At 53.9% G+C, this 12616-nt stretch carries 12 protein-coding genes; 4 read left to right on the forward strand and 8 right to left on the reverse strand.

Features of this window, described 5'->3' with window-relative positions; genetic code table 11:
* The 6 genes from AQR02_RS34715 to AQR02_RS20995 all read right to left on the reverse strand — a co-directional run.
* Nucleotides 1-532, reverse strand: a 532-nt coding sequence (locus tag AQR02_RS34715; RefSeq protein WP_245237653.1) for an aminotransferase class III-fold pyridoxal phosphate-dependent enzyme, incomplete at its 3' end; no start/stop codon positions are given.
* A gap of 52 nt (nt 533-584) precedes the next feature.
* A complete protein-coding gene (locus AQR02_RS20975; protein WP_054942381.1) occupies nt 585-2048 on the reverse strand; it encodes a CoA-acylating methylmalonate-semialdehyde dehydrogenase in 1464 nt (487 codons plus the stop codon).
* Nucleotides 2049-2139: 91 nt separating this feature from the next.
* Nucleotides 2140-3246: an ABC transporter substrate-binding protein gene (locus tag AQR02_RS20980; protein WP_054942382.1), complete on the reverse strand. Its 1107-nt coding sequence runs from the start codon at nt 3244-3246 to the stop codon at nt 2140-2142.
* A gap of 146 nt (nt 3247-3392) precedes the next feature.
* Nucleotides 3393-4292: an ABC transporter permease gene (locus AQR02_RS20985; protein ID WP_054942383.1), complete on the reverse strand. Its 900-nt coding sequence runs from the start codon at nt 4290-4292 to the stop codon at nt 3393-3395.
* Nucleotides 4292-5104: an ABC transporter permease gene (locus tag AQR02_RS20990; RefSeq protein WP_054942384.1), complete on the reverse strand. Its 813-nt coding sequence runs from the start codon at nt 5102-5104 to the stop codon at nt 4292-4294. The genes AQR02_RS20985 and AQR02_RS20990 overlap by 1 nt, the downstream gene beginning before the upstream one ends.
* 3 nt (nt 5105-5107) lie before the next feature.
* Nucleotides 5108-5890, reverse strand: a complete 783-nt coding sequence (locus tag AQR02_RS20995) for an ABC transporter ATP-binding protein (protein WP_054942385.1) — start codon at nt 5888-5890, stop codon at nt 5108-5110.
* Between the two features lie 366 nt (nt 5891-6256).
* Here AQR02_RS20995 and AQR02_RS21000 point away from each other — a divergent pair, with 366 nt between their 5' ends.
* Entirely contained in the window at nt 6257-7849 is a 1593-nt protein-coding gene (locus AQR02_RS21000; RefSeq protein ID WP_054942386.1) for a histidine kinase N-terminal 7TM domain-containing diguanylate cyclase, read from the forward strand.
* A 91-nt stretch (nt 7850-7940) separates the two neighbouring features.
* On the opposite strand, the gene AQR02_RS21005 is transcribed toward AQR02_RS21000, so the two are convergent.
* Complete coding sequence (locus AQR02_RS21005) at nt 7941-8795, reverse strand: MBL fold metallo-hydrolase (RefSeq protein ID WP_054942387.1); 855 nt, start codon at nt 8793-8795, stop codon at nt 7941-7943.
* 263 nt (nt 8796-9058) lie between these two features.
* Here AQR02_RS21005 and AQR02_RS21010 point away from each other — a divergent pair, with 263 nt between their 5' ends.
* Both AQR02_RS21010 and AQR02_RS21015 read left to right on the forward strand, forming a co-directional pair.
* Nucleotides 9059-9904 carry a DUF72 domain-containing protein gene (locus AQR02_RS21010; RefSeq protein ID WP_054942388.1) on the forward strand — a complete coding sequence of 282 codons (846 nt, stop codon included), beginning with the start codon at nt 9059-9061 and terminating at the stop codon, nt 9902-9904.
* Nucleotides 9905-10012: 108 nt separating this feature from the next.
* On the forward strand, nt 10013-11515 hold the full coding sequence (locus AQR02_RS21015) for an alpha-amylase (protein ID WP_054942389.1): 1503 nt from the start codon (nt 10013-10015) through the stop codon (nt 11513-11515).
* 66 nt (nt 11516-11581) lie between these two features.
* Here the strand turns inward: AQR02_RS21015 and AQR02_RS21020 are convergent, their stop codons facing one another.
* Nucleotides 11582-12190: a biotin transporter BioY gene (locus AQR02_RS21020; RefSeq protein ID WP_054942390.1), complete on the reverse strand. Its 609-nt coding sequence runs from the start codon at nt 12188-12190 to the stop codon at nt 11582-11584.
* 125 nt (nt 12191-12315) lie between these two features.
* Here AQR02_RS21020 and AQR02_RS34720 point away from each other — a divergent pair.
* Nucleotides 12316-12616: ATP-binding cassette domain-containing protein (locus AQR02_RS34720; protein ID WP_245237654.1), on the forward strand; the 301-nt coding region annotated here is incomplete at its 3' end.

The raw sequence follows: 12616 nt of genomic DNA on the forward strand, positions 1-12616 counted from the left end.
GCAGGAACCCTGCAACCAGCGGCTCATATTTATATTTGCGCTGCGCCTGGCCTGTCGCCGACAGCGCCCCGAGCGAGCTGCCGTGGTAGCCGCGGTAGCGGGCAATGAATTTATGCCGGTAATGCTGGCCGATCTGCTGCTGGTACTGGCGCGCTATTTTGAAGGCCGCCTCGTTCGCTTCCGATCCGCTGTTGGAGAAGAAGATCACATAATCGCCCTCCAGCCATTCGTTCAGCTTCTCGGCGAGCGCGATAGCCGGCATATGGCTCTGGGTCAGGGGAAAGTACGGCAGGCTGAGCAGCTGATTGTAAGCCGCCTCGGCCAGCTCCTTGCGTCCATATCCGACATTTACACACCACAGTCCGGACATGCCGTCCAAAAATTTGTTTCCATCGATATCGGTAACCCATGATCCGCTGGCTGAAGCTGCAATCATCGGCGGATTCGCCTCGCTGTAAGGTGTAATGTTATGCCATAAATACTGCTGATCCTTCTTGACGGCCGCTTCGCTCTCTTTGCCCAGGCTCTGCATGGCAACTCTCTCCTCTCGATACTCCAGTTTATTTAACATGCATCTGATGCGGCTAATAACGTGCAGTAATCATCTTCTTACGGGTATAGAATTCAACACCGTCACGGCCATTCGCGTGCAGGTCTCCATAGAACGATTTCTTGTAGCCCGAGAAGGGGAAAAAGGCCATCGGTGCCGGCACCCCGAGATTCACGCCCAGCATCCCCGCATCAATCTCTTCCCGGAACTCACGGATCGCCCGGGCACTGTCTGTATATAGGCAGGCCCCATTAGCAAACGGCGAGCGGTTCGTAACCTCAATCGCTTCGGCGAGATCCTTCACACGTACGACCGACAGCAGCGGAGCAAAAATCTCATCCTGCCAGATGGTCATCCCCGGCTCAACACGGTCAAAAATGGTCGGACCGAGGAAATAACCTGCACCGGAGACCGCGCTATCCTTCCGCCCGTCACGCACCAGCTCCGCCTGCTCCGCGAGTCCCGTTTCGATATAAGCAATCGTCCGTTCCTTATTCGACTGGCGGATAACCGGACCCAGGAAGACACCGTCCTCCTTGCCGTTCCCGATCTTAAGTCCGTCAGCAGCCTCTACCAGGCGGCTTACCAGATCATCAGCGACCGCCTCATGCACAACTACAACGGCGCAGGCCATGCAGCGCTCACCCGCTGAGCCGAAAGCCGCGGCAATAATGTTCTTGACCGCGTTATCGAGGTCTGCGTCAGGAAGCACAATGGAATGATTTTTGGCTCCGGCCAGAGCCTGCACCCGCTTGCCGTGGGCCGTTCCCTGCTTATATACGTATTCCGCTACCGGCTGCGAGCCGACGAAGGAAATCGCCTTCACTTCTTCATGCTCCAGCAGCCCGTTTACCACCTCATGTGCGCCGTGCACCACATTCAGTACACCTGGCGGAAACCCGGCTTCGGCAAACAGCTCAGCCAGCCGGTTGACCAGCAGCGGCGTCCGCTCGGAAGGCTTCAGGACAAAGGTATTGCCGCAGGCGATGGCCAGCGGAAACATCCAGCAGGGCACCATCATCGGGAAATTAAATGGTGCAATCCCGCCGATAACCCCCAGCGGATAGCGGTACATCCCCGATTCAATTCCGGTAGCAATGTCCGGCAGCTGGCTGCCCATCATCAGCGTCGGAATGCCGGAGGCAAATTCCACACACTCGATGCCGCGCTGCACTTCACCCAGCGCCTCCTCCAGGCTTTTGCCGTTCTCCAGTGTGATCAGCTCGGCCAGCTCATTCCAGTGCTGTACCAGCAGCTGCTGGTACTGGAAGAAATAGCGGGCCCGCCGCGGAACGGCCACCTTTTTCCACGATTTAAAAGCCAGCGCCGCCACCTGTACCGCATCATCCAGCTCTTCCTTACTCGAAATCGGAACGTAAGCGATTACCTCACCGGTCGCCGGATTATACACCTCCTCCTCTTTCCCGGAGCGTGATTCCACCCAAGTACCGTTGACATAATTCTTAACCTTTCCTGCCTGCCCTACTAGTAAGGACATCCCCTTCACCTCTTTCATCATCTGAGTTGCCGATTATAATAGATGACCGCCACATCCGGCGGTCATCTATTAGGAATATGAGCGAAAATCCTTATTTTGCCGCCATCTCTACAATTTCGTTCGTATAGGCTTCATCCACTTTGGAGGCTTCTTTGATTACACCGAACTTAAGTGCGATATCCGCGGTCTGCTGGAAGGCTGCTGCATCGGTATAACCCATTTTGGCAGCATCGAAGCCTTCCGGCTGAATCAGCTTGGCAACCTCAGTCATCATCGTCAGCTGATGCTCACGGGTGGTACTGCCTTCCTCTGCCAGCTTCATTACACTGTCTACTGCCGCTTCAGGGTCAGCAATGGCATCTTTCCAGCCCTTGAGGGAAGCGCGGACGAACTTGGCTGCCGTCTCCTTGTTCTCTGCCAGCCATTCTTTGTTAGCAAACAGATTATCTTCCAGCATCGCCACGCCCTCGTCATTCATGTCGATAACATTCAGGTCTTCCGCCTTAATGCCCGACTCCAACACTACCTGATATTCGTTGTAGGTCATCGCCGAAGCGGCGTCAATCTCACCGCCGAGGAACTGGTCCATCGTGAAGCCCTGCTTCGTGAAGTTCAGATCCTTATTGGAATCCAGTTTGTACTTATCAAACAATGCCAGAATCTCAAACTCATTGCCGCCCATCCAGTTGCCGACCTTCTTGCCCTTCAGGTCCGCCGGTCCGCTGATTCCCGCATCCTTCTTGGAGACCAGAACAAGTCCGCTCTTCTGGAAGATTTGCGCGATCTGCACCAGCGGCATTTCCTGCTCCTGGCTGGTCAACAGGCTCGCCACCCAGTCCACACCGATATCCGCCGATCCGCCAGCCACCTGCTGCTCCGGTACGATATCCGGTCCGCCCGGCAGAATCTCCACCTTAAGCCCTTCCTCTGCGTAATATCCTTTATCCTGTGCCAGGAAATAACCGGCGAACTGAGCCTGAGGCACCCATTTCAGCTGCAGCTTCACTGTTACCGGGTCTGCAGCCGGTTCTGTTGTTGCCGCTGTCTCCGGTGATGCAGACGCCTCTGTTCCTGCCGTCGCCTCTGCCGCAGACGTATTATTATTGTTGTTCCCGCCACAGCCTGCCAGCAAAGAGATGACCATGATCATTACCGCCAGCAGCAGCCCACCACGAAATTTGCCTTTTTTCCCGTTCATCAAATGCAACTCCCCCTACCAATTTGAGTTTGTAGTCCTGCAAAAGCACAGCATGGTTACCGTCGTGGTGACTGTATGCATACGGCCCGCGGTCAGGTTCTCTATTTCCCCTCACGCGATAGTCCGGATGTAATGGGATAAGGGTGTTACGAACGCTGGGAGCTATGCCATTTGATGAATACCTTCTCCAGCCGTTCAACAATCAGGTAAAAGAGGACTCCGGCAATCGCCGCAAGCACAATACACGACCAGCCCAGCGGCATCTTCGCCACCTTGATCGAATTGGAGAGCAGATAGCCGAGCCCCCTTGAGGAGAAGAAGAACTCTCCCACTATCGCTCCGATCATACTGGCAGTAGCATTGATTTTCAGCGCCGTGAACACATACGGCAGACTGTTCTGGATCCGCAGATAGCGGAACACTGCGGGCTTGCCGGCGGCATAGGAATGCATCAGATCCAGCGCCAGCGGGTCTACAGCCGCCATACCCTTATAGGCATTGATCGCCATCGCCGCCATCGTGGTCGCGGTAACAATCGCGGCCCGTGAGCCGATGCCGTCACCGAACCACAGATTCATAATCGGAGCGAGCGCCACAATCGGCACCGCGTTGAGCGCAGCCACAAGGGTCAGGCTGCCGCCGCCCCAGCGGGGCCAGGCGGTTGCCGCCAGGGCAATCAGGAAGCCGCAGGCCGAGCCGATCAGCATTCCCACTACCGCCTCGGTCAAGGTATAGCCGGTATAAGACAGCAGCAGGCTGTAATTCTCCCGCATCGCTTCCCAAATGGCTGAGGGCAGCGGGAGCTGATACTTTTTCAGGTCAAACAGCTTATGAAACACCTGAAATTCCCAGAGGAGCAGGAACAGCACTCCGGCCAGCAGAGGGAGAATCACACCAGGATTAAGCCATTTCAAAAGCCGGCGTTTGCCTTTTTGCTTCTGCGGACCGGACGATACACTATTTCTCGTTGTTATCAGAGAAGGTGATGCCTCCTCGGTTCCGGCAGCAGTAATATAGGAAGGTTCGCGTACAGAGTTAGTTCCCATCAGCGGTCCCCTCCCTTCGGACGAAACTCAGGCTGCCATGGCGCTACCAGCCGTTCAATCAGAGTCATCAGCCAATAGCTGGCGATCCCAAGCAGCGCCCCGACCAGCACCGTAGACCAGAACATATAGGTATGGGACGGGCCGTAATAAAGATTGCGCAGCATAATCACACCGATGCCGTGCTGGGCTCCCATCAGTTCCACCAGAATCGCTCCGGTTACGGCCAGGGGGGCAGCGATTTTGAGGCCGCTGAACAGTCCGGGCAGTGCAGCCGGAAAACGCAGCTTCCAGTATACAGCCCAAGGCTTGGCGGCATAGGAGTGCATCAATTCAACGGCCGATAGATCAACACTGCGCAGACCGCGCAGCATATTCAGGGCAACCGGAAAAAAGGTAATGTAGCCGGAGATAATAATCCGTGACACCTGTTCATCCCGCACAATCCCATAGATGATCGGGGCAAGCCCGAGAATCGGAATCATCTGTGAGGCAACGGCATAAGGGAAGGCGAGCTGTTCAATCGTCCTGGACAGGCTCATCAGCACAGCGAGGAGCACGCCGGCTGCGGCACCAATCAGAAATCCGATACCGGCATTACCGAAGGTCGCTCCCCCTTCCTTCAGCAGCGTGCCGCTGTACTTCCACAAGGTCGCAGCCACTTCATGCACATAAGGCAGCTTGGATTGGGCCAGCGGCGTTTTGGCCACATGAAGCAGCATCCAGGAGACTGCCTCCCATACAACCAGCAGGCCGAAGATCCAGACGAACAGCGGCAGAACGCGGCTGCGCATAATCGGGCTGTTCCCCTTCATTCGCTACACCCCTTCGAAACTGTCGCGGATACGGGCGATCAGTTCAAAAAACTGCGGGCTGTTTCTCATCTCAGCTGTGCGCGGACGCGGCAGCGGGATATCAACGACGGCGGACAGCCTGCCCGGATGCGGGGAGAGGACAAAGACCCGGTCAGAGAGGAAAATCGATTCGGGGATACTATGGGTTACAAAAACGATCGTGCTCTGCACCTTACTCCAGACGGACAGCAGCTCCTCATTCAGGCGCTCACGGGTAAACTCATCCAGCGCGGAGAACGGCTCATCCATCAGCAGAATCTCCGGCTCCATCGAAAGCGCACGGGCGATGGCGACGCGCTGCTGCATACCGCCGCTGAGCTGCCAGGGATATTTATCGGCGAACCCCTGCAGACCTACAAGATCCAGCAGCTCCAGCGCCTTATCCTCGCGGACCGATTTCTTGACACCCATCAGCTCAAGCGGCAATGTAATATTATGTTTCACCTTACGCCAGTCATAAAGCACAGGGCTTTGAAAAACAATTCCATATTTTTGCGCCAGTCTGGCTTCCTTGGCACTCTTACCTGCCACCGTGACGTTGCCGGCCGTTGGTGTCAAGAGATCTGCCATCAGTCTGAGCAGTGTCGTTTTGCCGCATCCGGAAGGACCCAGTAAAGAAACGAACTCGCCTTTGGCAATATCCAGGCTTACCTGATGCAGTGCGAGCACATCCGCAGTCTCCGTCTGATAGCGCATTTCGACATTTTCCAGTAGTATTTCAGGAATTTTCGTCGCTACAAGTGACATGTCCAGTCCCCCTTCATCCCTGAATCGGATTATTGTATGTTAAATAACATAACATATATTGATTTAAAACGATGATAATATTTTTATCATGTAGTATTAACTAACATGTTACACTTTGCTCCCCGGACACTCACTAGACAAAAAGTAAAATTGCACCTTCTAAATTCCGTCACTTTGTCTAGCCGCCGGCTATTATTGTTACGGATCCCTTCAAATCTGTGATACTATTTACTCATATATCCTTGCTAAAACAGGAGACTATTTACCGATGCTAAATGCACATAATAATGCCCCATGGTTATCTAAGGCGCTGTTTACGGCCCCGGATCTTGCATCTGATGATCATCCTGCATGGAGGAACATCACATGGGCTCTTTAATTTCAAATTATATTGTCATCGTCTCCATATCCGGTGTACTTAGCGCACTCCTTGCCCTGTTTGCTTATTATAAGAAGACCGATTTCGCGGGGATCAAGCCGTTTATTTACAGCTCCTTCTTTTCAGCGGTCTATACGTTCGGCTTTGCACTGGAGCTGTCGGGGAGCACCATGGAGGAGATCGGGTTCTGGATCAAAGTAGAGTATCTGGGCATGCCCTTTATCGCGCCTTCCAGCCTGATTATGATTATGTACTTCGTGGGACTGGAGCGTTTAATTAATAAAAAGCTGCTGACGCTGCTGTATTCCATTCCCTGCATCTCCGTACTGCTCGTATGGACCAATGAGTCTCATCATTTGTTCTACCAGTCGATGCTGTTCCGGGAAAATGCCCCCACTCCGCTGGTTGATGTCGTGATGGGCCCCTGGTATATCGTGCAGGGCAGCATGACCTTCGGATGTATGCTGGCCGGAATGTGCCTGATTCTCTGGCAGTGGAACCGGATGAAGCGGGTCTACCGGAGGCAGATGATTACGATTTTTATCGGGCAATTTCTCCCGGCTCTGGGCGCATTCCTCTACCTGATAGACAAGACTCCCTACGGCATGGATCCCGTGCCGATTATCATGAGCATAACTTCAACACTGTATATTTGGGCCATTCTCTCCCGGGGGATGCTGACTGCAGCTCCCATTGCCCGTGAGAATCTGTTCGAGAGCATGCGTGACGGGGTGCTGGTCACCGACCGTTCCGATATGCTGATCGACTACAACCGGGCCGCTACCGAAATGCTGGAGGGCCTGGACTCCTCGGCTATCGGGCATCCTTTGGCCAAGCTGTTTCTGCCTGCCGGCAAAGAAGCCGTGGATTATGTAATGAATGCGGACCCGCTGCTGAGTGAGGAGCGGGAGCTGGCCTGGAATTTTGGCGGCAGTACTTGTTATTATCAGGTCCGCTCCTCTCCGGTACTGAAAAAGGATGGCAGTCTGGCCGGACGGATGATTATGCTGATCGACGTGACCGAACGGACCCTGCTCCAGGAGAAGCTGCAGCAGCTTGCGACCATTGATAGCCTGACCGGCATTTATAACCGCACCTATTTCATGGAACGGAGCCGCACGCTGCTGGAAGAGGCCTCTATGAATCAGATCCCGGTCTCGATCATTTTGCTGGACATCGACTTTTTCAAAAATATCAATGACCGTTATGGTCATCAGTATGGTGATATGGCGCTCCAGCACATTGTGGGGGTATGCCGCAGACATACCCGCGAAGGGGATGTATTCGGTCGTTACGGAGGCGAGGAATTCGTGATGTGTCTGCCTGACACATCACTCCAGCAAGCGGCTTTATTGTCGGAGGCGATCCGTAAGGATATTGAACGCAGCGCATTTTATACACTTTCAGGACCTATCAATGTAACGGCCAGCTTCGGGGTGGCCGAGGCTGGCCGGGAGAATATCTCCCTGGAAGAGCTGCTCTCCGAAGCCGATCATGCCCTGTACACTTCCAAGCGCAACGGCCGCAATGCTGTTCACATGTCCAGCGGGGCAGCTATTACCCATTTCACTCCGCTCTAGTAAATACTGCATTACGCCAGACAGCCCCGTTCCATTGGAAACGGGGCTGTCTGTATACTATCTGTTTGTATGCAATAAGGCTTGAATCTGTTTATTTCGGTCCGGCCATGAAATAGTCCACGCCCTTCAGCAAATCTCCGGGCAGCTCTTCAAGCTTCAGGTAATCTTTCATTTCCAGCACTACCCGCTCCCGGTTGTGTCCGAACACATCCACCACCCGGGCCAAACGTTCCCATGGCGCCAGATCAGCGCGGAAATCCTGGTCATTCATCGGAACACCATGAGACTCTACATACCATTCCGCACCGAATCCGTACGCCATTTCAAGCAGTCTAAGGAAGCCGGTGCTGCTGTACTTATACGGGCCGCCATAAACGGAAGGACCCAGCGCATCCCCCAGGAATAGAACCTTGTCCTCTTGAACATAGAGCACGCAGGAGTCTGCCGAGTGATCACCGCCGACATGAATCAGCTCACAAGTCACTCCCCCAAGATCAAAAGTGATCCTGCCAGTGAATATAATATCCGGCTGCCTAATGGTAACCGCCCCGGAATCACCGTATTCCAGACGGATATGCTGCACGCTTGCTTCACTGATTGTACCTGCCTGTACCAGTTCAGCCATTTCTTCGTCTGACCAGCCGCGTCCGCTTAGCGCAGCCAGCGCTTCTGCGGTTTCTTTGTGGGCAACTGCCGGAATATCCCAAGCGCTCATGCCGAAGCTGTGATCCCAATGCCAGTGCGTCAGCACCAGCATATCCGGCAGCCGGCACCCTCGCCGCTCCAATTCCTCGCGGAACAGTCCGGCATGGGCAGGCGAAGCGCCCGCATCCATCAAAAGTGTGCGCCGCTCTCCTGTAATTGCCGCCAGCACCGGACGGTCGGTTGCATGCTCCGCGTGCATGATCAGAATATGCGGACTAATCTGCTCGAATTTATGCTCCATTCCCAGCATCCTCCTGTGCAATCAATCAAGATGAATTAAGGCAGGCCGGCAAAGTATATCCCGTCATTCTTTTGGCGATAACAGCACCCATAGCGATATCTCCGGAACAGGCATGCTTGCAGCCGCTTTATCTCTCCATGTTGCATCAAATGGACGTATTAATCAACTGCAGTTGTTTGCGACAGCAGGGTTTAAGTTTATATAGAGATTAGTTAATCTCAATCGGCCCTGTGGACGGGACAACCGATAAGGAGGAATTTGCGATGATCAAGATCGGGCTAACCGGTTTCGGGGACCATGAAGAGCTATACGGCAAAATCAAACCTGCCGGACGCCTGCCTGCATACAGCGCACATTTTCCCATCGTGGAAATCGACAGTTCCTTTTATGCTGTGCAGCCGGTCAAAAATTACGTGAAATGGGTCAGCCAGACCCCCGATGAATTCAAGTTTATCGTTAAAGCCTACCAGGGGATGACTGGGCACCTGCGCAGAACCAAGAATTATTACGATACGCCAGGAGAAATGTACGAGGCCTTCCATACCTCCATTGCCCCGGTAAAAGCAGCCGGGAAGCTGGCGATGGCTCTCTTCCAATTCCCTCCATGGTTCGATTGCACCAAGGAAAATGTGGAATTTCTCCGCGAGGCCAAGGAACGGATGCTCGATGTCCCGGCTGCAGTCGAATTCCGCAATGAATCCTGGTACAGTCCGGAAATGCGTGATAAAACACTAGGCTTTCTTACCCGGGAAGGCTGGATTCATACCGTAGCCGACGAGCCTCAGGCAGGATCAGGCTCCATTCCGGTTGTGCCTGTAGCGACTACACCGGATATTACCTATGTCCGGCTGCACGGCCGCAATACACAAGGCTGGAATCAGAGCAGCCACCCCGACTGGCGTAAGCTGCGCTATTTGTACCGCTACAGCACAGAAGAACTGACAGAGTGGCGTGAACGGCTGCGGGAGCTTGAAAAAACATGCCGGGAGCTTTATGTGGTCTTCAATAATAATTCCGCCGGGGATGCCACACCCAATGCGAAAGAATTACAGGCATTACTGGGAATTGACGGCGGCCTGGCACCGCTTCAGTTAGACTTATTCAACTAAGCCCCGCTAGCTCCAGGTTCTACATATACCTCCCTTACTCCTTGGCAACGCTTTGAACCACCAAAAATCACTATTCAGCACTTGAATTTATAAGGAGGCAAACAGGGAATGAAGAGAAATCATACGATGATGCAGTTTTTCGAATGGCATGTTGCGGCAGACGGGCAGCACTGGAAGAGGCTGACGGAGATGGCGCCGGAGCTGAAGGCCGGATTTATTGACTCCGTCTGGGTTCCGCCTGTAACGAAGGCCATTACACCGGAAGACACGGGTTATGGAGTGTATGATTTGTACGATCTGGGTGAGTTTGACCAAAAAGGAATGGTCCGCACGAAATACGGCACGAAGCAGGAGCTGGTCGAGGCCATTGCCGAGTGCTTGAAGAACGGCATTGCCGTATACGTTGATCTCGTCATGAATCATAAAGCGGGTGCAGACGAGACAGAAGTCTTTGAAGTTATTGAGGTTGACCCGAACGACCGCAACAAAGAAATCTCTGCCCCCTTCGAGATTGAAGGCTGGACCAAGTTCACTTTTCCGGGGCGCGGTGATGAGTATTCCTCCTTCAAATGGGATCATACCCATTTCAACGGCACTGATTTTGATGCAAAGGAAGGCCGGACAGGGGTATTCCGGATCCACGGGGAGAACAAGTCCTGGAATACGAACGTCGACGACGAGTTCGGCAACTATGATTACCTGATGTTCGCCAATATCGATTACAGCCACGAGGATGTCAAACGCGAGATGCTGGATTGGGGAAAATGGCTGGTCGATACGCTGCAGTGCAGCGGTTACCGGCTCGATGCCATCAAGCATATCAACCATGAGTTCATTAAGGAATTCGCCCTGGAAATGGGTAAAAAACGGGGTGAGGACTTCTACATCGTCGGCGAATTCTGGAACGACAATCTGGAAGCCTGCCGGGAATTCCTGAATACGGTGGATTATCAGATCGACCTGTTCGATGTGTCGCTGCATTATAAGCTCTACGCAGCCGCGCTGGGTGGCAGGGATTTCGATCTGACGCATATTTTTGATGACACGCTTGTCCAGACTCACCCCGGCAATGCCGTAACCTTCGTGGATAACCATGATTCGCAGCCCCACGAGGCGCTGGAATCCTGGGTTGGCGACTGGTTTAAGCAGAGCGCCTATGCCCTGATCCTCCTGCGGCGGGACGGGTATCCGGTGGTCTTCTACGGTGACTATTACGGAATCGGCGGGCCGGTTCCGGTAGAAGGCAAAAAAGCGGCCATTGATCCGCTGCTGTACACCCGCTATCACAAAGCCTACGGGGAACAGGATGATTATTTCGACCATCCCAACACGATCGGCTGGGTGCGGCGCGGCGTGGAGGAGCTTACGGGCTCAGGCTGTGCGGTGATCATCTCCAATGGAGACAACGGCGAGAAACGGATGTTTGTGGGTGAAGAGCGTGCCGGGGAAGTCTGGGAGGATTTCACCCATAACCGCGAAGAGCAGGTGACGATTGGCGAGGATGGCTGGGCCGTGTTCCCGGTGAATGGCGGCAGTGTCTCCGTCTGGGCCCTGCCGGACGGGGAGAATACGGAACCGGAAGAGGCTCCCGCAAGCGGAGAGGACGCGTAAGCAATCAAAAAGAGGAGAGCCTTCTGCCGCGCAGGCAGAAGGCTCTCCTCTTTGCTGTACCTGGGATCAGCGGCTGAGCGGCGGATGCTCGCCCTCAGCCCATCCCCCGTTATCACTGTTCAGAATACGTTCCATCGGATACACCTGACGCACGGCGGTTACGACCCCTGCGCATAACACGGCTTTGATCAGATCCCCCGGAATGAACGGCCACATGCCCGCGGTTAACGCTTTGGTGAGCGAATCCATACCTGTGGAATGCGCCAGCCACCATACCCCTCCGGGATAGACAAGCAGCGCGCCAAACAGGAAATTGGCGGTAAGCAGCTTAGGAAATGTATATTTATTCTGCTGTGTGCGCTCGGCGCACAGGCCGATCAGAAAAGCTGCAAACGGCCAGGATAAAATATAGCCTGCTGTCGGCCCGACCAGCACGGCCATCCCTCCGTTGCCGCCCATCACCGGGAATCCGGCTGCGGCCAGACCAATGACAATCAGCACCGCCAAGGTGCCGTAGCGTGCTCCAAGAATAGCGCCTGCCAGCATGACAGCCAGTGTCTGCAGCGTAATCGGCACAGCCGAAAAAGGCAGGTAAATTTTAATAAAGCTGAGTGCGATCATGACTCCGGCAAACAATGCGCTGAATATCAGGCCGCGAATCGTCCACTTTTTCATTTGTAGCAATCCCCCCATTTTTTTAGGAACACTATACCATCCCGCTCCTTATACATCAATCTCTAATCTCTGATATAATCAAGAGCAATTGCGCATTAACACTGTCAGGGAAGCAGGTAAGATTGATGATTACGGCCCAAAATTTATCTTTGTTCTTCCGGGACGGCCAGTACAGGCTGCCGGTATTGCAGGGAATTACCATTCCTATTGAACGCGGCGAGTGGGTCGCGCTTACCGGGGCAAACGGCTGCGGCAAATCGTCTCTGATCCGTCTGTTAAACGGTCTCAATATTCCGGCCGGAGGCAGCTTAACCGCAGCCGGACTTGATCTGCGTTCACCGGAGAACCGCACTGCGGTCAAGCAGCATATTCAGCTTGTATTCCAGAATCCCGAGGCCCAGAACGTGGGCTCTACCCCTTACGAGG

This window comes from Paenibacillus ihuae (assembly GCF_001368795.1).
In the GTDB taxonomy this organism is placed as follows: Bacteria; Bacillota; Bacilli; order Paenibacillales; family Paenibacillaceae; genus Paenibacillus_AQ; species Paenibacillus_AQ ihuae.

What these genes read in the sequence shown, in the direction of transcription:
- AQR02_RS21000 (WP_054942386.1), top strand. Translation starts at nt 6,257, where the DNA reads ATGGGCTCTTTAATTTCAAATTATATTGTCATCGTCTCCATATCCGGT.
- AQR02_RS21010 (WP_054942388.1), top strand. Translation starts at nt 9,059, where the DNA reads ATGATCAAGATCGGGCTAACCGGTTTCGGGGACCATGAAGAGCTATAC.
- AQR02_RS20995 (WP_054942385.1), bottom strand. Translation starts at nt 5,890, where the DNA reads ATGTCACTTGTAGCGACGAAAATTCCTGAAATACTACTGGAAAATGTC.
- AQR02_RS20990 (WP_054942384.1), bottom strand. Translation starts at nt 5,104, where the DNA reads ATGAAGGGGAACAGCCCGATTATGCGCAGCCGCGTTCTGCCGCTGTTC.
- AQR02_RS21020 (WP_054942390.1), bottom strand. Translation starts at nt 12,190, where the DNA reads ATGAAAAAGTGGACGATTCGCGGCCTGATATTCAGCGCATTGTTTGCC.
- AQR02_RS21015 (WP_054942389.1), top strand. Translation starts at nt 10,013, where the DNA reads ATGAAGAGAAATCATACGATGATGCAGTTTTTCGAATGGCATGTTGCG.
- AQR02_RS20985 (WP_054942383.1), bottom strand. Translation starts at nt 4,292, where the DNA reads ATGGGAACTAACTCTGTACGCGAACCTTCCTATATTACTGCTGCCGGA.
- AQR02_RS20980 (WP_054942382.1), bottom strand. Translation starts at nt 3,246, where the DNA reads ATGAACGGGAAAAAAGGCAAATTTCGTGGTGGGCTGCTGCTGGCGGTA.
- AQR02_RS21005 (WP_054942387.1), bottom strand. Translation starts at nt 8,795, where the DNA reads ATGGAGCATAAATTCGAGCAGATTAGTCCGCATATTCTGATCATGCAC.
- AQR02_RS20975 (WP_054942381.1), bottom strand. Translation starts at nt 2,048, where the DNA reads ATGTCCTTACTAGTAGGGCAGGCAGGAAAGGTTAAGAATTATGTCAAC.